We start from the raw sequence: 21746 nt of genomic DNA on the forward strand, positions 1-21746 counted from the left end.
GACCTGCGCTTCTCGATTCCTGACCGCCCCGCGCGGCGGGCGGTGTCAGCCCTGGGCGAGGTCGGCGAAGCGGCTGTAGTGGAGCTGGTGGGCCACGGTGATGGTGGCGGTCGGGCCGGCGCGGTGCTTGGCGATGATCAGGTCCGCCTCGCCGGCGCGCGGGTCGTCGCGCTCCCAGGCGTCCGGGCGGTTGATCAGGATCACCATGTCCGCGTCCTGCTCCAGCGAGCCGGACTCGCGCAGGTCGGACAGCTGCGGGCGCTTGTCGGTGCGCTGTTCCGGACCTCGGTTGAGCTGGCTGATCGCGATCACCGGGACCTCGAGCTCCTTGGCGATCAGCTTCAGGTTCCGGGAGAACTCCGAGACCTCCTGCTGGCGGGACTCGCTGCGCTTGCCCGACGACATCAGCTGGAGGTAGTCGACCACCACCAACCGCAGGTCGTGGCGCTGCTTCAACCGCCGCGCCTTGGCCCGGATCTCCATCATGGTCAGGTTCGGCGAGTCGTCCACGAACAGCGGCGCCTCGGAGATCTCGCTCATCCGCCGCGCCAACCGGGTCCAGTCGTCGTCGCTCATCCGCCCACCGCGCATGTCGCCGAGCCGGATGCGCGCCTCGGCTGACAGCATGCGCATGACGATCTCCGTGCGCGACATCTCCAGCGAGAAGATCGCGCTGGTCAACCCGTGCTTCACCGAGCAGGACCGGGCGAAATCCAGTCCCAGCGTCGAGTTGTGGGTCGGGATCATGGAGCGTCCCGCGAGGTAGAGGTGGTCCTCGTTGTCCACCTCGACGCACCGCACCGGAACACTCGGGACCGGGCGCACGTCGACGATGAACCGCGACCCCGTGCGGACGGAGCTCCGGCTGCGGCGCCGTTCCTTCAACACCAGCCGCTTGCTCTCGATGCCGAACACGTCGTCGTCCGTGCCGAAGGTCAGGGTGTAGGCGGTGGACGTCTGCTCGTTGCGCCCGCGCACCGACTTGCTGCCGGTCGAACACCGGTAGCCGAGGCTGACCACGAGTTCACGGACGTCCTCGGCCAGGCGGCGGTTCGTCACGCAGAACTGCACCGACCCGCCTGCCGTCACCGTGCCGTCGGTGTCGAGCAACCCCGCGAGCAGCGCACGCCGCTGCGTGACGGATGCCCGGAGGTAGGACGCGGGGATGTGCTTGTCACCCAGCACGCCGAGGCTGCGCAGGAGTGCCTGAACGGTGCCGTGGTCGTGGTGGCAGGCCTGGCAGCGTCGCAGGCCGGAGGAACGAGCACCGCAGTCCGGGCAGGTCGACGCCGGCACGGGGGCCGACGTGAAGCGCGACGTGCCACCGCAGCTGCGGCCACACGTCTCGACCTGCGCGGTCGCCGGAGTGAAGAGGGTGCCGCAGACGACGCACGCGCGGGTCTCGGGCGCATCCGCCGCGGGTAGCCGGATGCTGTGCACCAAGCCGCTCTCGGGCACGACGTCGTAGCCCTCGGCTTCGATGTTCCAGGCGATCTCGGGGTCCGCCGTCGTGATCCTGGCGGAGGCGGAGTGCCCGTCGCCCAGCCACGCGCCGAGCGTGTACGGACCGACCGGCAGCGGTGCTTCGGGCAGGTCCAGTGCTCGGGCGTTCGGCACCGAGTGGTTCAGCCGTCGCTCCGCCGTCTCGCAGCGCAGGGTGGCGGCGATCTCCCGGGTGGTGCGGATGCCGCCACGGGCGCGCTCGGACCCGACCTCCGACGCCGAGCGGCGTGCTGCCCGCGTCTCGGTGAGCCACTGGTGCTCGGCGTCGGCCACGAGCACGGAGCCATCCGAGAACTCCACCTCGTAGCACGGTCGGCCGAGCATCACGTCGGTCGCCGCCACCACCCTGGTGGGCCGGCCGTCCGCGCCGATGAGCCGGTCGCCCACGGTGACCTCGCCCATGGTCGTCCACCCGGTGGGCGTGGCGAGCGGGGTGTCCAGCGCGAGCGCCTTGCCCACGCCGGGGCGGGCCGCGACGATGATCATCTGGCCGGGGTGCAGGCCGTTGGTCAGCTCGTCCAGGTCGGCGAAGCCGGTGGGGATGCCCAGTGACGAGCCGCCGCGCGAGGCGATGGCGTCGATCTCGTCCATCGTCGGCTGGAGCAGCTCCTCCAGCACCACGTAGTCCTCGGTGGTGCGGCGCTCGGTGACCTCGTAGATCGCGGCCTGCGCGCGGTCGACGACCTCGTCCACGTCGGCGCCCTCGGCCCCGTTGTAGCCGAGCTGGACGATCCGCGTGCCCGCCTCGACCAGCCGCCGCAGCACCGCCTTCTCCGCCACGATCTCGGCGTAGTACGAGGCGTTGGCGGCCGTCGGCACGGTCGCGATCAGGGTGTGCAGGTACGGCGCGCCACCCACGCGCAGCAGCTCGCCCCGGCGTTCGAGCTCGGCGGACACCGTGATCGGGTCGGCCGGCTCGCCCCGCCCGTACAGGTCGAGGATGCAGTCGTACACGGCCTGGTGCGCGGGTCGGTAGAAGTCGTTGGGCGCCAGGACCTCGACCACGTCGGCGATCGCGTCCTTGCTCAGCAGCATCCCGCCCAGCACCGACTGCTCGGCGGCGAGGTCCTGCGGCGGCTGCCGTTCGAAGCCGGGCTCGGCCATGCCCCGGTCGTCCACCAGCGCCACCGTGAGCTCACCCCAATCTGCTGCCGTGCGGTTTGTTGTACCTCGTGGGTCCGACAATGTCCGCCACGCCACGCCCCGTGGTCCAGCGACGCTAGAGCCACCTGGATGGCGTAGGCAAACCCACCTGTGGACAACGCGGTGGACAGCTTGGGGATGGGCGGGTCGAGCTGACCACAGGGCTGGGGAAAGCTGTGGACAACCTGGGTACAACTCGGGCCCAGACGAAAGTCAGCGCAGGTCAAGGCCTGTGGATAAGTTTGTGGAAAAGTCGTTCGTCACACCTTCGGCGTGTCGTGTGTAACCGGGTCCACGGCGTGTCGCGCACGACGTGTCACAGGAGTTGTCCACAGCCGGACGCGCGAAAGCGCCGCCCGACCAGAACACCTGGTCGAACGGCGCTTCCGGACAGCGTCAGAGCGCGTTCGCGACCTCGACCGAGAGCGCCACGGTGACCTCCGGGTGGAGCCGGACGTTCACCGAGTGCTTGCCGAGGGTCTTGATGTGACCCGCGATCTCGACGGCCCGCTTGTCCAGCGTGGGGCCGCCGGCCGCACGCACGGCCGACACGACGTCGGACGAGGTGACGGAGCCGAACAGCTTCTTCGAGCCCGCCGCGGCCTTGGCCTTCAGCGTCACGGAGCCCAGGCCCTCGAGCGAGGCCTTGATCTCCTTGGCGTGGTCCAGGTCGCGGACCCGGCGGGTCTCCTGCGCCCGGCGGATGACCTCGACCTGCTTGGCCGCGCCCTTGGTGGCGAGGATCGCCAGGCCGCGGGGCAGCAGGTAGTTGCGGCCATAGCCGTCCTTGACCTCGACGATGTCGCCGGGGCCGCCGAGGCCGGTCACGTCAGCGGTGAGGATGAGCTTCACGATGCCGTCCCCCTTCTCAGCGAGCGGTCGAGGTGTAGGGCAGCAGCGCCATCTCGCGGGCGTTCTTGACGGCGACCGCGACGTCGCGCTGGTGCTGGGAGCAGTTGCCGGTGACCCGGCGGGCGCGGATCTTGCCCCGGTCCGAGATGTACTTCCGGAGCAGGGTGGTGTCCTTGTAGTCGATCAGGTTGGCGTTCTTGTCCTTGCAGAACGCGCAGACCTTCTTCTTGGGCTTGCGCACAGGCGGCTTGGCCATGTGTGGACTCCTGGTATTACGCAGTGAAGTGTGGAGTGGACCGGTGCCGGTCTAGAAGGGGGGCTCGTCGGCGAAGCCACCGGAGCCGGCCGGGGGCGCGGAGCCCCACGGGTCGTCGGCCGGGGCGCCACCGCCGCCGCCACGGGACTGACCGCCGCCGCCGAAGCCGCCGCCGCCGTCCCCGCGGCTCACCTTGTTGACCTTCGCGGTCGCGTAGCGCAGCGAGGGGCCGATCTCGTCGACCTCAAGCTCGATGACGGTGCGCTTCTCGCCTTCCTTCGTCTCGAAGGAACGCTGGCGCAGCCGCCCGGTCACGAGCACGCGCGAACCGCGGGTGAGGGACTCGGCCACGTTCTCCGCGACCTGCCGCCACACGTTGCACCGCAGGAACAGCGCTTCGCCGTCCTTCCACTCGCCGCTCGCCCGGTCGAACGTGCGGGGGGTGGAGGCCACGGTGAAGCTCGCCACCGCGGCGCCGGACTGGGTGAAGCGGAGTTCGGGATCAGCGGTCAGGTTCCCGACCACCGTGATCGTCGTCTCGCCTGCCATGTCGAGGGCGCTCCTAGGCCTTGGCCGCGGCCTTGGCGGCGATCCGCGCCGCGGTCTTCGCGGCCTTGGCGGGCTCGCGCCGGATGACCTTCGTCCGGAGCACCGTCTCCTGCAGGCCGAGCTGGCGGTCCAGCTCCTTCACCGCGTCGGGGGTCGAGATCAGGTCGAGGACGGCGTAGATGCCCTCGGCGTTCTTGTTGATCTCGAAGCTCAGCCGGCGCTTGCCCCACACCTCGACCTTCTCCACGTTGCCACCCGTGGTGCGGATGACGTTGAGGAACGTGTCAAGGGACGGCGCGATCGTGCGCTCGTCGAGACTGGGGTCGAGGATGATCATCACTTCGTAATGACGCATGAAGACCACTCACCTCCTGTGGACTCGGCGGCCACGGACGTTCCGTGGCAGGAGGGTCGTCGCGTCAGCAACCCGAGAAGGGTAACAGGTGGTGAACGGTGCCTTTGACCAGGTCTCCGGCGCCGGGTGTCAGGCGACGGCCCGGCGCAGCACCCAGGTGCGCACCAGCGCGCCGGTCACGCACGACAGCAGCAGCACGGCCAGCAGCACGGGAGCCGCCACGCCGCCGCCCATCCGACCGGAGCCGGGCAGGGCCTGCGCGCGGCCCGCGGTCTGCACGCTGTCGGAGTCGTCCGCGCCGGGCACGCCGTAGCCGGGCCGGTAGCCGCTGACGCCGCCGCCGTAGCGCACGCCGGGTGACGGCGCGAACTCCCCGGCCACGGCGAACGGCAGCGAGCCGTAGCTGAACAGCGGCACGCGGCCGAAGTTGCCGCCCCACGGGTTCGCGCCGTACAGCGGCACGTCGGGCGCGTCGACGCCGCCGACCGGGCTGGTGGCCGGGTTCGAGCCGGTCGGGCTGGTCCCGGGCTGCGACGTGCCGGGGGTGCCGCCGGGTTGGCCGGTCTGCGGAGGCTGGTTCGGCGACGGCCTGGTCCCGGGCAGGGTGGGCAGCCCCGGGAGTTGGCCGGTGGCCTGCCCGGAGGCGTCCGCGAGCGCCCGCGACCCGTCCTGGACGGGCGCGGCGGCGGTGTTGACCGCCTGCACGGTGACGCCGCACAGCTTCGTCAGCTCCGTGCGCACGCCGTTGGACAGGGTGACGATGATCGGCCCGAGCAGGGGCAGCTTGACCAGCTCGGCGTTGACCTTGTTCGCGATGTCGCCGCCGGTGATGACGCCGGTGCCGGTTCCGATCGCGCCGATCGGGATGGGCGGCAGGGCCGTGAACGCCTGGCGGAACGGCTCCGCCAGCGGCGGCCCGAGCAGCGGGACCGCCCGGATGAGCTGGACGACCGGGTCGAGCACCGCGGCCGGGCTCAGCGCCACCGGTGTGCCCGGCGCGCCCTGCACGGTGGTCGCGCAGCTCCCCACGACGACGGGTTCGGCGGCGACGGCCGAACCGGAGCCCGCCGCGGCACCGGCCGTGCCGACCGCGAGCACGACGGCCGCCGCGCCCACCAGTCGAGTGAGCCGGATCCGCATGTCTGGCCTCCTGGCGTACCGCACGCGCTTCCCGTTTCCTACTTACAAGTAACGAGCGTAGGTGCTGATAGTGACGCGGACCATCCCCCGCGATGACAAATTTCCTATCGGCGGCGGTCGGCGGGGCGTTGCAGCGCCCGACTACCCTCCACACCCATGCGCATCGGGGCCCACGTCCGCGACGACGACCCGCTCGGCGCCGCCGCCGAGCGCGACGCCGACGTCGTGCAGTTCTTCCTGGCCGACCCGCAGGGCTGGAAGGCGCCGAAGCCGCACCCCCAGACCGACGGGTTGCTGGCCTCCGACCTGGACGTCTTCGTTCACGCGCCGTACCTGGCCAACGTCGCGTCGCTCAACAACCGCATCCGCATCCCGTCGCGCAAGATCGTGCTGCAGCACGCCGAGGCGGCGGCCAAGGTGGGCGCCAAGGGCCTGATCGTGCACGGCGGGCACGTCACCAAGGGCGAGGACCCGAACGAGGGCATCGCGAACTGGCGCAAGATGTTCGAGCGGCAGGCCGAGAGCGGTGGTTTCGCCGTCCCGATCCTGATCGAGAACACCGCGGGTGGCGAGAACGCCATGGCGCGCACGTTCGACATGCTCGGCAGGCTGTGGGACGCGGTCGGCGAGTTCGACGCCGGGTTCTGCCTGGACACCTGCCACGCGTTCGCCTCCGGCGAGGACCTGGTCGGCATCGTCGACCGGGTCAAGGCCATCACCGGGCGCATCGACCTGGTCCACCTCAACAGCTCCCGCGACGGGTTCGGCTCCTCGCGCGACCGGCACGCCAACATCGCGTCCGGCACCATCGACCCCGAGCAGCTGGTCGCGGTGGCCGCCGCGGCGGGCTCGCCGGTGCTGGTCGAGACGCCGGACGAGGGGCAAGCCGAGGACATCGCCTTCCTCCGCGAGCACCTGGGCCGCTGAGGGTGACGCGGGAGGTGGTGGCCGTGCGGCAGCGCGCGGGCGCCCGGTCGCGGTCGCGCCGGTTCGGCGCGGGCGCGCTCGCCGCGATCGTGCTGCTGAGCGGGTTGACGATGCTCCTCGGCTTCCTCAACAAGGACCGCTGCACCGGCCCGGAGTTCGACCAGTGGGGCCGCAGCGCGCCGGACTACGAGAAGCGCAACAAGGCCGACGTCTGCTACTCCGACATCCAGCACCTGTGGATCGGCCGCGACGTCGACCGGCACGTGTTCCCGTACGTCGACGGCGGCATCACCGAGAACGGGGTGCTGGTCGGCGGCGTGGTCGAGTACCCGGTGCTGACCGGGCTGCTGATCTGGGCGGGCGCGATCCCGGCGCGGACCGACGCGGCGTTCCTGCTGTACTCGGCGCTGCTGATGGCGCCGTTCGGGCTGGCCGCCGGGTGGCTGCTGGGCAGGTTGAGCCGGTGGCGGGCGCTGATCTGGGCGCTGGGACCGCCGGTGGTGCTGTACGCGTTCCACAACTGGGACCTGCCGGTCGTGTTCTGCGCGGTCGCCGCGGTGTACGTGGTGCACCGCGGTCGGGGCGGGCGCGAGCGGTCGTTGGTCGAGCGCGGCGTGGTCGCGTCCGTGCTGCTGGGCATCGGGTGCGCGTTCAAGCTCTACCCGATGATCTTCGTGCTGCCGCTGTGCCTGTACGTGCTGACCGGCGGTCCGGGTGGGCGGTGGCGGCCGCGCGCCGACCGGTACGACGTCGCGGGCGCGGTGAAGGTCGCGGTGGCGTCCGTGGTCACCGTGGTGGTGGTCAACCTGCCGTTCGCGGTGGCCGGGCCGGAGGGCTGGGCGGCGTCGTTCACGTTCCAGGGGCTGCGCCGGGTCGACATCACCACGAACTCGATCTGGTTCTGGTCGATGCGGCCGTTCATGGCCGACGAGACCATGCAGGCCGTGGTGGGCGTGCTGTCGCCGATGGGCATCCTGGCGTCGTTCGGGCTGGCGGCCTGGCTCGGGTGGCGGCGGTACCTGCGGGAGGGCACCTACCCGTGGGTGCCGGTGTCGGCCGCGATGCTCTGCGGGTTCCTGCTGCTGCACAAGGTGCACTCGCCGCAGTACACGCTGTGGCTGGTGCCGATGTTCGTGCTGCTGCGGGTGGACTGGGGCTGGGTGGCGGCGTACTTCGCCGCCGACCTCGCCATGGGTGTCGGCATCTTCCGCTGGTACTACGCCATCGAGTTCGGCGAGCCGTCCGGGATCTACGACGGTTTCTCGGCGCAGGCGGTGGTGATCGGGGTGTGGGGCCGGGCGGCGCTGTTGGCGGCGTTGTTCCTGGTGTTCCTGAAGTCGGAGGTCTCGTTCGGTGGGCGCGAGTCCTCGACCGCGGTGGCGCGGGTTCGGGAGGATGGCCCCACCTAGGGGGTGACGCCGGTGACCGACGACATGTCCACCGCCGGGATCGTGGCCGCGGCGCTCGACCGGTGGGACGAGGTGCGGGAGGCCGCTCCGCGGGCCGGTGACGAGCGGTTCCGCACGTGGTTCTTCGAGGAGGTGCCGGTGCTGGCGGGCCTGGGGGACGACACCGACACGCACGCGTTCCTGTCGTTCGAGGTGGCGACCGAGCTGTTCGACCGCGGTCGCGCCGGTGACGCGTTCCTGGTGCTGCGCTGGTTGGGGCGGCACTTCACGGGTGCCGGCGTCCGGGCGGACACGCGCGTCCGGGCGATCATGGCGCTGACGGACACGTGCGTCGGGCGTGCGGTCGACCAGGAGGCGGAGGTCGCCGCGATCGGCGTGCTGCGCGAGGTGGTGGACGCCGCCCGCGCGCCGGAGGACGTGCGGGTCGAACGGGCGGTGTGCCGGGCGTTGTCCAGCGTGGCGCACCTGACCGGCGGGGGCGTGACGTTCGACCGCGCCAAGACCCGTGAACTGGCCGCGCTGTGGCGCGAGCTGGCCGAGCGGTGCCGCGGCAGCGCCGACCCGGAGCTGCGCGACTGGCGGGCGCACGCGGTGGGCAACGAGGCACTGCTGTGGCTCCAGGCCGACCGCGAGGACCACGCGCGCCGCCTGTTCGCCGTGATCACCGCCGAGTTCGGCGCGGACCGGCCGGGCGTGTCGCCGGACGTCGACGTGTGGGTGGTCCGCGCGCGGCTCGCTCCCACCGTGCTGGACCGGTTCTCCGTGGGCGAGGCCGAGTTGAAGCTCGACTACCTCGAACGCCAGCGGCACTGGGACCGGCGCAGGCGGTTCACCGGGCTCGGCTTCGCGCGGTGGCTGCTCGGCGGTGCGCCCCGCAACCACCTGCGCGAGCTCGTCCGCCGCGCCCGGGACCGGCACCGCAAGTCCGCGGGCCAGGTCCGGGCGTGGCTGTGCGCCGGGGAGCCGTTCGTCCTGCTGCTGCGCAACTTCGACCTCACCGAGCGGTCGGGGATCGCCCGGGACGGGTGGTGGCAGGACCCGGAGGACCCGGCCGACCACGTCCAGGTGATCAACCTCAGCCGCGGCGGGCGGGTGCTGGGCGAGCTGGCCGCCGCCGTGCCGCTGGTCGTGGTCGCCTCGACGACCGCGGGCGAGTTGGAGCTGGGTCCGGACTTCGGCCAGTTCACCGCCCCCGTGCGGCTGTACCTGCCGGACGAGACGTGGTTCGACACCGTGTCCACGCTGATCGCGGTCGCCGACCAGGTGATCGTCTGGGCCGCCGAGCTGAGCCCCGGGCTCGCGCGCGAGCTCGACGCCCTGACCGCCGAGGGCCGCACCGACGACACGCTGGTGGTGCTCGACGCCTCGCTGTCGGACCCCGTGCCCGGCGCGGTGCTGCCCCGGACCGGCGGTGAGCCGCTGACCCGGGAGCACCCGGCGCTCGCCGCGTTCCCGCACGTGGTGGCCGCGGACGAGCTGGACGTGCCGGGCAGTCCGCCGCTGGCCCGCGTGCTCGACGGGCTGGACGCCGCCCGCCGGGTGCCGGTCGAGCAGCGCCTCGCCCGGCTCACCGCCCGCTAAGCGGGCTGCTCGACCTCGGCGGGCCTGCGCGACCGGCCGAACCGCAGCACGAACCGGTCCGGCGCGCCGTCGATGAAGCCACCGCACGGGTCGTCGTCACCGGCCTGGCGCACCTTGTCCAGGCCGGGCCGGTAGATCTCGCGGAGGATCAGCCCGCACAGCACCAGCACCGCGACGTCCCGCGCCACCACCGCGCCCAGGAACCAGTCGATCGGCAGGCCCTTGTTGTCCACGCCCAGGTAGAAGAACATCCGCGGCACCCACACCAGCGCATCGACCACCATCCACCCCAGCAGCAGCTTCCACCGCGGCAGGGCCAGCACCGCCAGCGGCACGAGCCACAGCGAGTACTGCGGGCTCCACACCTTGTTCGTCAGCAGGAACGCGGCCACCACGAGGAACGCCAGCTGCGCGAACCGGGGCCGGCGCGGCGCGGACAGCGCCACGAACCCGACCGCCGCGCAGCACACCAGGAACAGCACCGCGCTGACCGTGTTCAACACCTCGGGCGCCTGCCCGTGCGCCAGACCGGGGTCGAAGCCCGGCCACCCGGTCCACTGCGCGATCACGTTGTAGATCGAGTCCGGGTCGACGCCCCGCTCGGTGTTCAGCCGGAAGAACTCCCGCCAACCGTTCGGGTAGAGCCACGCGATCGGCGCGTTCACCACCGCCCACGTCGCCAGCGTGGCCCCGAGCGTGGTCCACCCGGCCCGCAGCTTGCCCGCCCGCCAGCACAGCAGCAGCAACGGTCCGAGCAGGAACAGGGGGTACAGCTTCGCCGCGCCGCCGAGCCCCAGCAGCACGCCCGCCAGCACGGGCTTCTTGCGCGCCCACGCCAGCATGCCCGCGGTCGCGAACGCCGTCGCGAGCGTGTCGAAGTTGGTGAACGCGTGCACGACCACCAGCGGCGACACCGCCACCAGCACCGCGTCGTACGGCCGTCGCCTCGCGAGCTGCGCCACCGCGTAGGCGGTCACCAGCCACGCCAGCGCCAGCCACAGCGCGGTGATGTTGAAGTACACGATCACGGTCATCGGGTTCGGCAGCCACCCGGACGCGGCGATCGCCGTCCAGCCCTGCGCCATGCGCGCGTTGAGCAGCTGGAACATGCCCGTCAGCACGGGGTACTCCATGTACCGGACGTGCGCGGTGGGCTTGCCCTCGTCGTCCACCCACGACGTCTTGTAGGGGAACGTGTCCGGCTTGTCCAACCGCTCCGCCGTGTAGAGCGGCACGGTGTCGGAGTAGCACATCGCGGTGAACTGCTTGCTGCCCCGCCAGTCCAGCTGCACCACGCCGTTGTCGTCCACGTACTGCTGCACGCACGGCGACTTCTGGAACCACGCCAGCGCCAGCGTCACCACCGCGAACAGCAGCACGACCCGCAGCGGCGTCCAGAACCACTGGCGGCCCACCGCCGCGTGCACGCCGACCGGCCCGCCCAGCGGCCTGCTCGCCGCCCGCGCCATCGGCTCGGTCCACGTGGGGTTGATCCGCTCTTCGGGGCCGAGCGAGTCGGTGTCGTCGGCGTTCGCCTGCGAGGGCTGCGAGGGGCTGGCCACGGGGACGGATGCTACGGGCACGGGTCAACGGAAGATGTGAGGTCGCCGCGAAGCCGCGCCCGACGAGCCGCGCCCGACGAGCCGCGCCCGGCACGCGAAGAGGGGCCCGGCACCCGGCCGGACCCCTCTCCCTCCGTGCGCGCCCCGGGCGCTAACCCGTGGGCGCGGCCCCGTTGCCGATTCCCGGATCGGGCTGGTCGTTGGTCGTCGTGGTCGGCTCGGTCGGGCAGACCAGGCCCTGGCACGGCCGGCCGGTGCGGGTCGTCGTCGGAGTGGACTGCCGGGTCGTCGTCGGGTCCGTCGTCGTCGGCCGGTTGTCCTCGTCCTTCTTGTCCGTCGTCGTGGTGGTGGTCGTCGTCGTGGTGGTCGGCTTCGGGTCGTCGAAGGTGTTCAGCTTCGCGGGCTTCGGGAAGGGCTCGGCGGGCGTGCCCTCGAGCGCCTTGTCCATGAACCTCTTCCAGATCTGACCCGGCAGGCCGCTGCCGAAGACCGGCTTGCCCTCGGCGTTCTTCAGCGCCACGTTGCCCTCGTCGCGGCCGACCCAGACCGCCGCGGACAGCGAGGGGGTGTAGCCGACCATCCACGCCTTGGAGTTCTGCGTGGCGTCGTCGGGGAGCTCGTGCGTACCGGTCTTGCCCGCGCACTCGCGCCCCGCGCACGGGATGCTCGAGGACTTCGGGATGGGCCGGAGCGCCTCGGTGACGTTGTCGGCGATGTCCTGGTTCTTCTTCGGGTCCGGGTCGAACGCCTGCCGGGACACGTCGACGTGCTGGTAGACGGCCTTGCCCTCGGCGTTGGTGATCTTCGAGATGAAGAACGGCTCGTGGTAGGTGCCGCGCGCGGCGAACGTGGCGTAGGCGGAGGCCATGTCGAACGGCCGCACCTGCGCCTCACCGCCGCCCAGCGCGATACCGACGTTCGGCGGGCCGCCGTTCTCGCCGACCAGCAGGTCCTTCTTCACGCCCTGCACCTCGACCGACGGCGGGATGCCCGCGGCACGCGCGGCGTCGGCGACCGGCTGGGTGCCGATGTCGATCACCATCTCGTAGAACACGGTGTTCAGCGACAGCTCCATGGCCTTGCGGATGGAGCACTTCTCGCCGCACTTGTTGGTCGGGTCCGACGCGTTGCGGATCGTGATGCTGGTGCCGCCGAGGTCGAACTTCTTCGGCGACCGGCCGTCGTAGGTCGAGCCGAGGCCCTTACCCGCCTTCAGCGCGGCGACCAGGTCGAACGGCTTGAACGACGACCCCGCTTCCTGCAGCGTGTTGGTCGCGTAGTCCAGACCCGTGCCGTCCGCGCCCGCGTAGTACGCCCGCACCGCGCCCGTCTGCGGGTCGATCGCGGTGAGCGACGACCGCAGCTCCTTGGGCTGCGGACCCATGACGTCCGCCACCGCCTGCTCGGCTGCCGCCTGCTTCGGCGGCTCGATGGTGGTGTGGACGGTGACGCCGACCTTCTGCGCCTTCTCCACGTCCCACTCGACCTTGGCCATCTCCTGGATGACCTGCTCGCGGATGTGCAGGCGCGGCCCGCTCAGGCCGGACTGGTCGGTCAGCTCCACCGGCACCGGCATCGGCTCGGTCGTCCGGTATGTCTGGTCGATCCAGCCGTGCTTGAGCATCTGGTCCATCACGTAGTTCCAGCGCTCATCCCGGTACGCCTGCTGCTCCGACCGGCCCGGGTTCTGGATCAGCCCCGCCAGCAGGGCGGCCTGCGAGTGGGTGAGGTCCTTGAGCTGCACGTCGCCGAAGTACGCCTTCACCGCGGTCTTGATGCCGTAACCGCCACGACCGAAGTAGATCGTGTTCATGTACGCGGTCAGGATGTCCCGCTTGTCCTGCTGCTGGGACATCTTGTACGCGGTGACGGCCTCGGTGAACTTCCGGGTCAGCGTCATGTCGTCCTGGTCGGTGGCTTCCTTGACGTACTGCTGCGTCAGGCCGGAGCCACCGCTCTGCTCGCCCTTGAGCTGGTACCAGCCCGCGCGGGCGATGGCGGTCAGGTCGAAGCCGACGTTCGTCTCGAACGTCGGGTCCTCCGCCGCGAAGACGGCCTGCTTGAGCGTCTCCGGGAGTTCCTCGTACTTGACCATGCTGCGGTTCGCGTCGCCGGGGGCGATCTTGGTCATCTCCGTGCCGTCGGCGTAGAGGACGGTGATCGCCTTGCCCTGCGAGGCCGCGACGGCCTCCGGGTTCGGCACCTCGACGACCTGGTAGGCGACGGCGAACGCGACGACCGGGGCCAGCAGCATCAGGCCGAGGGTCACGTAGCTGGTGCGGCGCACGCGGCGCCAGACCTTCTTGCGACGCACGACGCGGGCCTCCTCAGCGGTCAGCTCCACGTCGTAGTCGTCGTCGTAGAACGGCTCCAGCTCGACCTCGTCCTCGCGGTGCGTGAGGAGCTCGGGCTCGCGGGGCGTGCTCTGGTAGACGGGCGGCAGCAGGTCCGTCGGCTCCTCGCCGGGACGCCGCTGGGGCCCGCCGGGGCCCGCCGGCCTGCGCGGGCCGCCGGGGCCGGCGACCGGGGGACGCCCGCCGGGCGGCACGGGACCGCCGGGGGCACCGGGTCGGCGCAGGCCGCCGGGAGGCGTGCTCGGCCGGCCGGGCACGCCGCCCGCGGCGGCCTGGCCGTCGGGCCGCGGGCCGTCGGGACGCGCGCCGGGTGGTGGTGGCGGGCCGCCGGGCCTGCCGCCCGGGACGGGACCGCCGGGACCGGCAGGCCTGCGCGGCGGGGGACCGCCGCGGGGGATGCCGCCGGGCGGGGTGCCACCCGCCTGCGGGAAGCCACCGGGTGGCGTGCGCGGCCGGGCGAAGCCGCCCGGCGGCGTGCCGTGCCCGGGGCCATCGGCCGGCGAGCGCGCGAAACCACCTGGTGGGGTGTTCGGACGCGCCGGCTGATCCCCGGCGCCGCGGCGCGGTGGGTGACCGCCGCCGTCCGGGTCCTCCCCGGTCGGCCACTGCGGCTCCGCGCCACGATGCCTGTCGTCATGCTGGTCGTTCACGAAAAGGCCTCCCAGACCGGCGTGCCGGTGCACGCGGTTCGGTGGTCGTACGCCGCTGCTCCTCGCCGGAGCGGCGCCCGTGGTCGGAGCAGGTTCACTCCGCCGCGGTCCTCCTGCGCGGCTTGCGAGAGTTCAGGCCGCGCGTTCCCAGGACGTATGACTGCACCAGGTGGTTCCAACTACATGTGCGGCAAACTTCGACCACGTACACGGTGAACTCCTCGAAGAGGGTCGCCATGCGGGCCAGCTCGTCGGCGGTGCGGGCCGATCCGGCCGCGTGCTTGAGCTCGTCGCCGTAGACCCAGGACACGAGGGTGAGCGGTTCCTTCCGGCAGACCGGGCAGGTCACCTCGCTCGGTCGGCCGTGGAACTTCGCAGCTCGCAGCAGGTACGGGCTGGCGTCGCAGACCTCCATCGTGCCCACTCGACCCGCGTAGACCTCCGCCAGCAGCGCACGGCGCTGCAGGGCGTAGTCCACGACCTGGCGTTGGGTCGACACGACGACCAGAGTACGTGCCGCCCCGACCCCGCCGATGGGCCGTTCAGGGCAGTGCCCCGAACGCAGGGGTGGCTGTGTGCCACGCGACACGTCGTCGGCGTGCGTGGATGTATCGCACCGATATACTGACCGCACCCATCGGCGCTCACTCGAGCGGGAGGTGCTCCGTGCTGGAGTTCGCGGTCCTCGGCCTGCTGCACGAAGCGCCCATGCACGGCTACGAGCTGCGCAAGCGCTTGCACGAGTTGCTGGGTGCGTTCCGCGCGTTCTCCTACGGGACGCTGTACCCCACGTTGCGGAAGTTGCAACGCGGCGGCCTCATCGTCGAGGAAGTGCCCGAGGACGACTCGGCCCGGTGGGGCCGGCGGGCGCGCAAGGTCTACAAGCTCACCGCGGAGGGCAAGGAGAGGTTCGCCGAACTGCTGGCCAACGCCGGACCCCAGACCTGGGACGACGACTCGTTCGGCGTCCACCTGGCGTTCTTCTCCCGCACCCCGGCCGAGATCAGGATGCGCATCCTGGAGGGCCGCAGGCGCCGCGTCGAAGAGCGCCGGGAAGGGCTGCGCACCTCGTTATCGGCCACCAGCGAGCGCATCGACCGGTACACCCGGGAGCTGCACCGGCTCGGGCTGGAGAGCACCGAGCGCGAAGTGCGGTGGTTGAACGAGCTGATCGCCCATGAGCAGGCCGAACAGCGCGAGCGGGACCAATAACCCCCCGAATACGAGCACGGAAGAACTAAGGAGGACTCGGCATGGGCGACAACCGCCGCACTGTTCGAGTGGCCATTGTCGGGGTCGGCAACTGCGCGGCGTCGCTGGTGCAGGGCGTCCACTACTACCGCGACGCCGACCCGAGCACCCGCGTGCCGGGTCTGATGCACGTCCGGTTCGGTGACTACCACGTGCGCGACGTCGAGTTCGTCGCCGCGTTCGACGTGGACGCCAAGAAGGTCGGCACGGACCTGTCCGAGGCCATCGGGGCGAGTGAGAACAACACGATCAAGATCGCCGACGTGCCGCCGCTCGGCGTCACCGTGCAGCGCGGGCACACGCTCGACGGCCTCGGCCGGTTCTACCGCGAGACCATCGAGGAGTCCGACGAGCAGCCGGTGGACGTGGCGCAGGCGCTGCGCGACGCCGAGGTCGACGTGCTGGTGTCGTACCTGCCGGTCGGCTCGGAGGAGGCGGACCGCTTCTACGCGCAGGCCGCCATCGACGCCGGTGTGGCGTTCGTCAACGCGCTGCCGGTGTTCATCGCCTCCGACCCGGAGTGGGCGGAGAAGTTCCGCGCGGCGGGCGTGCCGATCGTCGGCGACGACATCAAGTCGCAGGTCGGCGCCACCATCACGCACCGCGTGCTGGCCAAGCTGTTCGAGGACCGCGGCGTGCAGCTGGACCGCACGATGCAGCTCAACGTGGGCGGGAACATGGACTTCCTGAACATGAAGGAGCTGGAGCGGCTGGAGTCCAAGAAGGTCTCCAAGACGCAGGCCGTGACCTCGCAGGTCGACCGGGACCTGGGCAAGCGCAACGTGCACATCGGCCCGTCCGACTACGTCGCGTGGCTGGACGACCGCAAGTGGGCCTACGTGCGGCTGGAGGGCCGGGCGTTCGGCGACGTGCCGCTGAACCTGGAGTACAAGCTCGAGGTGTGGGACTCGCCGAACTCGGCGGGCATCATCATCGACGCGGTGCGCGCCGCGAAGATCGCGCTGGACCGGGGCATCGGCGGCCCGATCCTGTCGGCGTCGTCGTACTTCATGAAGTCGCCGCCGGTGCAGTACTCGGACTCCGAGGCGCACGAGGCGGTCGAGGCGTTCATCCGCGGCGACGTGGAGCGCTGAGTCCTCCCGCGTTCGTGACGGACCCCCTGCACCCGGTGCAGGGGGTCTTCTCGCAGGTCAGCGCTTGGACAGCCGCAACGACTGCCACGACCCGTCGGCCGTCCAGCCGCCGTCCACGGGCAGCGCCACGCCGTTGACGAACCCGCTGCGGTCCGGGTCGGCCAGGAAGGCGACCGCCTGCGCGATGTCGTCCGGGACCGCGAACCGGCCCATGGGCACGTGGTCGGTGATGTCGTGGTCGCCGTAGTGCCCGCCCGCCTGCGACTCGACGTCCATCTCGGTCTTCACCCAGCCGGGGCACACCGCGTTGACCCGCACCCCGCGCCCGCCCCACTCCACCGCGAGCGTGCGCGTCATCCCGATCAGCCCGTGCTTGGTGGTGTTGTAGGCGGCCCGGTCCGCGACACCGCGCAACCCGGCCACGGACGCGATGTTCACCACCGCGCCCCGCCCGCGGGCCAGCATCACCCGCCCCAGCGCCTGCGTGAGCAGGAACGGCCCGGTCAGGTTGACCGCCACCATCCGCTCCCACTGCTCCAGCGACGTGTCCTCGAACGGCACGATCCCCGCGATGCCGGCGTTGTTGACCAGCACGTCGACCCGTTCACCGACCCGTTCCGCCACCCGGGCCACGTCGGCCGGTGACGACACGTCCCCCACCACCCCGCCCTCGGTCTCGACGAGGTCGAACCCGACCACCTCGTACCCGTCACCGCGCAACACCTCGGCCACCCGCGCCCCGATCCCCTGCGCCGCCCCGGTGACCACCGCAACTCGTCGCTCCATGGCCTGAACGCTAGGCGGTCCGGCACGGCACGCACACGTCCCGGTCGAACGGCCGCGAACACCTCCCCGCGCGCTCGAGCGCCACCGCCGCCGACTTGAGGCTCGCCGAGACGGTCGTGGGGGCGAGTCCGTCGTGGTTCGGTGCCTCCGCCCGGAGGACGGTGGCGAAGCGGTCCCGGGGTCGACCGACCTGGCGGCTCGGCACCTCGGCGAGGGGCTCCGGCCACACTTCTGGTCGACCGGGACGGGTGTTCACCCGGAGGTGCGGGAGGCGAGTGCGGCGGGCAGGGCGGAGAGGTCGCGCAGCACCGTGACGCGGGCCAGCACGGTCGGATCAGGGGGAAAGTGGGGGTTCGGGACGGCGTAGACGGTCATGCCGGCCGACAGGGCGGCGCGCAGGCCGTTGGTCGAGTCCTCCACGGCGGCGCTGCGGGTGGGGTCGGCGCCCAGCTTCGAGGTGGCCAGGAGGTAGACGTCCGGGGCCGGCTTGCCCGCGCCCGCCTGCTCGCTGGAGATCGCCACCGGCACCACGTCGGTCAGGTCGGTGGCGGCGAGGAACGACTTGATCAGCACCGGCGGGGACGAGCTGGCGATGGCCACCGGGTAGCGGGACGCCACCTCGCGCACGACGTCCACCGCCCCGGGCAGCACGGGCGGCCCCTCGGCGTAGCGCTCGGCCATCTCGCCGATCACGCCGGAGGCCACCTCGGCCGGCGTCAGGCGCACGCCCACCTCGGTCACCAGGTACGTCGCCCACTCGGGTGTGCTCATGCCCTGCATCGCCCTGGTCGCGGCGGGTGTCCAGGTACCGCCGTGCCGGGCGGCGAAGGCCTGGCGCACCTCGTCCCACATCCGCTCGGAGTCCACCAGCACGCCGTCGAGGTCGAACACCACCGCATCCACACCCCAGACCGTAGTGTGAGCGCACTTACTTCGCCATGCTAAACGAAATAAGTTAGCCTGGCTAAGTGAAATTCCCCGACCAACCCCGGCAGGTGTGGGTCACGGCGTTCGCCGCGGTCATCGCGTTCATGGGCATCGGGCTCGTCGACCCCATCCTGCTGTCCATCGCCGAAGGCCTGCACGCCACGCCGTCGCAGGTCACCCTGCTGTTCTCCTCGTACCTGGGTGTCCAGGTCGCGGCCATGCTGTTCACCGGTGTCGCGTCGGCCCGCTTCGGCGCGAAGCGCACGCTCGTCGGCGGCCTGGCGCTGATCGTCCTCGCCGCGGCCCTCTGCGCCCTCGCGAGCGACATCGGCCAACTCGTCGGCCTGCGCGCCGTCTGGGGCCTGGGCAACGCCTTCTTCATCGCGACCGCGCTGTCGGTGATCGTCGGCGCGGCCACCGGTGGCCAGAGGGGCGCGATCCTGCTCTACGAAGCCGCGCTCGGCCTGGGCCTGTCCGTCGGGCCCCTGCTCGGCGCGCTGCTCGGCGGCTTCTCGTGGCGCGGCCCGTTCATCGGCACGGCGGTGCTCATGGCCGTCGCGTTCGTGCTCTGCTCGGTCTTCCTCACCGACGACGAGCCGCGGCACTCGGTCCGCCTCCTCGACCCGCTGCGCGCGCTGCGCCACCCCGGCCTGCTGCGCACGGCGATCGGTTCCGCGCTCTACACCGCCGCGTTCTTCGCCGTGCTGGCCTGGTCGCCGTTCGTGCTGGGCTGGGGAGCGGTGGAGATCGGGCTCGTGTTCTTCGGCTGGGGCGCGTGCGTCGCGGTCTCCAGCGTCTGGCTCGCGCCGCGCTTGGCCGACCGCTTCGGCGACCGCCGCACGACCGTCGTCGCGGTGCTCGCGTTCGCGGTGCTGATGCTGGTCATGGCGGTGCCGAGCAAGCCGTTGCTGGTCGTCGCGGTGATCGTCAGCGGCGTGGTGTCCGGCCTGCTCAACACGCTGTTCACCAGTGCCGCGATGAGCGTCAGCCCGGCGCCGCGACCGGTGGCCGGCGCGGGCTACAACCTCCTGCGCTGGCTCGGCGGCGCGCTGGCCGCGACGTTCGTCGGGCACCTCGCCCAGCCGTTCGTCGTCGCCGCCTGCTGCTGCGTGCTCGCGGCCTGCCTGACGGCCGTCGGCCGCCCGTCCCGGCACGCCGTGCCGACCGAAGGCATCCTCGTCGGAGAGGACCTGGTGGGTTAACAAGAAGTGAACGCCGGCCTACGGTCCGTTGGTCCCCAACTGACCCAGGAGGCGTTCTAGTGGTGAGACACCTTCCACTGCTGGCCAACCACTCCCCCGGACGCGCGGCCGTCACCTGCCAGTACCGCTGCGGTGACGCGTGCTTCCACGACGTGCCCAACACCTCGGGCAACCCCTACTTCGGCGACCTGGTCGACCGGCGCACCGCCATCAAGGCGGCCGTGGTCGTCGGAGCCCTCGGCGGCGCGATGAGCGGAGCGGCCACCGCCACCGCCACCGCTGCCGCCGAGCCCGAGTCGGCGGGGCGGCACCCCCTCGGGCTGGACTTCGCACCCGTCGCGCCGAACACGCTCGACGCCGTCGTCGTCCCCGAGGGCTACCGCCACGAGGTCGTGATCCGCTGGGGCGACCCGCTGTTCCCGGACGCGCCCCGGTTCGACTTCGACCACCAGACCGCCGCCGCCCAGGCCAGGCAGTTCGGCTACAACTGCGACTTCGCCGCGCTGCTGCCGCTGGACGCGACGGGCCGGACGAACCTGCTCGTCACCAACCACGAGTACACCGGCGAGCCGTTCATGTTCCGCGGCTACGACGAGGCCGACCCCACCCGCGAGCAGGTCGAGATCGCGTGGGCCGCGCACGGGCTGTCCGTGGTGCAGGTCGAACAGGCCCGCAACGGCCGCCTCACCACCCGGTTCTCCCGCTACAACCGCCGCATCACCGCCACCACGCCGTTCGAGCTCACCGGTCCGGCGGCGGGCTCGGACCTGCTCAAGACCTCGGCCGACCCGACCGGCACGAGGGTCCTCGGCACGTTGAACAACTGCGCGGGCGGCGTGACGCCGTGGGGCACCATCCTGTCCGGCGAGGAGAACTTCAACCAGTACTTCGCCAACGCCGAGGCGCTCGCCGACCCGCGCCTGACCCGCTACGGCGTCACCGGCACGGCCACCACCCGCAAGTGGGAGCGGTTCGACGAGCGGTTCGACCTCGCCCGCGAGCCGAACGAGGTCAACCGGTTCGGCTACGTGGTCGAGCTCGACCCGACCGACCCCGACTCCACCCCCGTCAAGCACACCGCGCTGGGCCGCTTCAAGCACGAGTGCGCCAACGTCCGCCTCGCCGCCGACGGACGAGTGGTCGCCTACTCCGGTGACGACGAGCGGTTCGAGTACATCTACAAGTTCATCTCCACCGGCAAGGTCCGCAAGGGCAACGGCAAGGCCGCCCGCCGGCACAACATGACCCTGCTGGACGACGGCACCCTCTACGTCGCCCGCTTCACCGGCGACAGCCCGCCCGCCGAGATCGACGGCACGGGCCGCCTGCCGTCCGACGGCAGGTTCGACGGCCGCGGCGAGTGGGTGCCGCTCGCGTCCGGCAACCGCTCGTTCGTGCCGGGCATGACCGCCGAGGAGGTCTACGTGTTCACCCGGCTCGCGGCCGACAAGGTCGGCGCGACCAGGATGGACCGTCCCGAGGACATCCAGACCCACCCGCACACCGGCGTCGTCTACTGCGCCCTGAGCAACAACGTCGACCGGGGCAAGGCGGGCAAGGAAGGCGCGACCGAGCCGAACCCGCGGGTGGACAACAAGCACGGCCAGGTGCTGGAGCTGACCGAGCGCGGCGGCGACGCCCTCGCGCTCGCGTTCTCCTGGAACCTCATGCTGGTGTGCGGCGACCCGGCGGCGCCGGACACCTACTTCGCGGGCTACGACAAGAGCCGGGTGTCGCCGATCTCCAGCCCCGACAACGTGGCGTTCGACCGGCACGGCAACCTGTGGATCTCCAGCGACTCGGGCGGCGCGCTCAACGGCTACAACGACGGCCTGTACGCGGTGCCCGTGTCCGGGTCGCGGCGCGGCCACCTCAAGGCGTTCCTCACCGTGCCGCGCGGCGCGGAGACGTGCGGCCCGGTGATCGGCGAACGCGTCGTCACGGTGTGCGTGCAGCACCCCGGCGAGGTCGACGGCGCGAGCGCGGACAACCCCGCCTCGCACTGGCCCGACGGCGGCGACTCGCAACCGCGGCCGTCGGTCGTGGCGGTGTGGCGGGAAGGACGTCGCGTCGGCGAGTGAGGCCACCGGTGTGGTCGCCCGGTGCGATCGGGCGACCACACCGCGTGTGAGCTGCGGGTTTCGACCCAGGTGTTCGCCTCGCGTTCACCTCGAAGTCCGCTGCCGGAGGACTTGCCCTCTTACG

General features: G+C 71.6%; 18 protein-coding genes. 7 read left to right on the forward strand and 11 right to left on the reverse strand.

Annotated features, from left to right (window positions below; translation table 11 throughout):
• Positions 1 to 45: 45 nt before the first annotated feature.
• The 6 genes from dnaB to FHX81_RS21725 all read right to left on the reverse strand — a co-directional run bounded on the left by dnaB (position 46) and on the right by FHX81_RS21725 (position 5798).
• A complete protein-coding gene (gene dnaB / locus FHX81_RS21700; RefSeq protein WP_425473836.1) occupies positions 46 to 2631 on the reverse strand; it encodes a replicative DNA helicase in 2586 nt (861 codons plus the stop codon).
• 411 nt (positions 2632 to 3042) lie between these two features.
• Complete coding sequence (rplI, locus tag FHX81_RS21705) at positions 3043 to 3501, reverse strand: 50S ribosomal protein L9 (protein ID WP_170232445.1); 459 nt, start codon at positions 3499 to 3501, stop codon at positions 3043 to 3045.
• 13 nt (positions 3502 to 3514) lie between these two features.
• Positions 3515 to 3754: a 30S ribosomal protein S18 gene (rpsR, locus tag FHX81_RS21710; protein WP_015805710.1), complete on the reverse strand. Its 240-nt coding sequence runs from the start codon at positions 3752 to 3754 to the stop codon at positions 3515 to 3517.
• Positions 3755 to 3805: 51 nt separating this feature from the next.
• Positions 3806 to 4303: a single-stranded DNA-binding protein gene (locus tag FHX81_RS21715; RefSeq protein WP_141979896.1), complete on the reverse strand. Its 498-nt coding sequence runs from the start codon at positions 4301 to 4303 to the stop codon at positions 3806 to 3808.
• Between the two features lie 13 nt (positions 4304 to 4316).
• The gene (gene rpsF, locus FHX81_RS21720) at positions 4317 to 4658 is read right to left on the reverse strand and encodes a 30S ribosomal protein S6 (protein ID WP_141979897.1); all 342 of its coding nucleotides are present in this window, start codon (positions 4656 to 4658) and stop codon (positions 4317 to 4319) included.
• A 129-nt stretch (positions 4659 to 4787) separates the two neighbouring features.
• On the reverse strand, positions 4788 to 5798 hold the full coding sequence (locus FHX81_RS21725) for a hypothetical protein (protein ID WP_141979898.1): 1011 nt from the start codon (positions 5796 to 5798) through the stop codon (positions 4788 to 4790).
• Between the two features lie 156 nt (positions 5799 to 5954).
• Here FHX81_RS21725 and FHX81_RS21730 point away from each other — a divergent pair, with 156 nt between their 5' ends.
• From FHX81_RS21730 to FHX81_RS40675, 3 genes are read left to right on the forward strand one after another with little or no spacing between them, the layout of a single operon-like run.
• Positions 5955 to 6725: a deoxyribonuclease IV gene (locus FHX81_RS21730; RefSeq protein ID WP_141979899.1), complete on the forward strand. Its 771-nt coding sequence runs from the start codon at positions 5955 to 5957 to the stop codon at positions 6723 to 6725.
• Positions 6722 to 8134: a glycosyltransferase family 87 protein gene (locus FHX81_RS21735; RefSeq protein ID WP_211363840.1), complete on the forward strand. Its 1413-nt coding sequence runs from the start codon at positions 6722 to 6724 to the stop codon at positions 8132 to 8134. Before FHX81_RS21730 ends, FHX81_RS21735 begins: the two co-directional genes overlap by 4 nt.
• A gap of 12 nt (positions 8135 to 8146) precedes the next feature.
• Positions 8147 to 9715 carry a hypothetical protein gene (locus tag FHX81_RS40675; protein ID WP_170232125.1) on the forward strand — a complete coding sequence of 523 codons (1569 nt, stop codon included), beginning with the start codon at positions 8147 to 8149 and terminating at the stop codon, positions 9713 to 9715.
• On the opposite strand, the gene FHX81_RS21745 is transcribed toward FHX81_RS40675, so the two are convergent.
• The 3 genes from FHX81_RS21745 to FHX81_RS21755 form a co-directional block, all read right to left on the reverse strand.
• Positions 9712 to 11277: a glycosyltransferase family 87 protein gene (locus FHX81_RS21745; protein WP_246107916.1), complete on the reverse strand. Its 1566-nt coding sequence runs from the start codon at positions 11275 to 11277 to the stop codon at positions 9712 to 9714. The genes FHX81_RS40675 and FHX81_RS21745 overlap by 4 nt on opposite strands.
• Positions 11278 to 11428: 151 nt before the next feature.
• The gene (locus FHX81_RS21750; RefSeq protein WP_281291744.1) at positions 11429 to 14281 is read right to left on the reverse strand and encodes a transglycosylase domain-containing protein; all 2853 of its coding nucleotides are present in this window, start codon (positions 14279 to 14281) and stop codon (positions 11429 to 11431) included.
• A 94-nt stretch (positions 14282 to 14375) separates the two neighbouring features.
• Entirely contained in the window at positions 14376 to 14780 is a 405-nt protein-coding gene (locus FHX81_RS21755) for a DUF5318 domain-containing protein (RefSeq protein ID WP_211363538.1), read from the reverse strand.
• Positions 14781 to 14947: 167 nt separating this feature from the next.
• Here FHX81_RS21755 and FHX81_RS21760 point away from each other — a divergent pair, with 167 nt between their 5' ends.
• Together FHX81_RS21760 and FHX81_RS21765 are read left to right on the forward strand one after the other, a co-directional pair.
• Positions 14948 to 15493 (forward strand): PadR family transcriptional regulator, encoded by a 546-nt coding sequence (locus FHX81_RS21760; RefSeq protein ID WP_141979900.1) that lies wholly within the window; start codon positions 14948 to 14950, stop codon positions 15491 to 15493.
• 41 nt (positions 15494 to 15534) lie between these two features.
• Positions 15535 to 16626 carry an inositol-3-phosphate synthase gene (locus FHX81_RS21765; protein WP_141979901.1) on the forward strand — a complete coding sequence of 364 codons (1092 nt, stop codon included), beginning with the start codon at positions 15535 to 15537 and terminating at the stop codon, positions 16624 to 16626.
• 57 nt (positions 16627 to 16683) lie between these two features.
• On the opposite strand, the gene FHX81_RS21770 is transcribed toward FHX81_RS21765, so the two are convergent.
• Entirely contained in the window at positions 16684 to 17412 is a 729-nt protein-coding gene (locus FHX81_RS21770) for an SDR family NAD(P)-dependent oxidoreductase (RefSeq protein WP_141979902.1), read from the reverse strand.
• Positions 17413 to 17664: 252 nt separating this feature from the next.
• Positions 17665 to 18315: an HAD family hydrolase gene (locus tag FHX81_RS21775; RefSeq protein WP_141979903.1), complete on the reverse strand. Its 651-nt coding sequence runs from the start codon at positions 18313 to 18315 to the stop codon at positions 17665 to 17667.
• Positions 18316 to 18380: 65 nt separating this feature from the next.
• On the opposite strand from FHX81_RS21775, the gene FHX81_RS21780 reads away from it, so the two are divergent.
• Both FHX81_RS21780 and FHX81_RS21785 read left to right on the forward strand, forming a co-directional pair.
• Positions 18381 to 19541, forward strand: coding sequence for an MFS transporter (locus tag FHX81_RS21780; protein WP_141979904.1), 1161 nt, complete (start codon positions 18381 to 18383; stop codon positions 19539 to 19541).
• Between the two features lie 62 nt (positions 19542 to 19603).
• Complete coding sequence (locus FHX81_RS21785) at positions 19604 to 21622, forward strand: PhoX family protein (RefSeq protein WP_141979905.1); 2019 nt, start codon at positions 19604 to 19606, stop codon at positions 21620 to 21622.
• The last annotated feature ends 124 nt before the right edge of the window (positions 21623 to 21746 follow it).

The sequence above is a fragment of the Saccharothrix saharensis genome, assembly GCF_006716745.1.
GTDB lineage: Bacteria > Actinomycetota > Actinomycetes > Mycobacteriales > Pseudonocardiaceae > Actinosynnema > Actinosynnema saharense.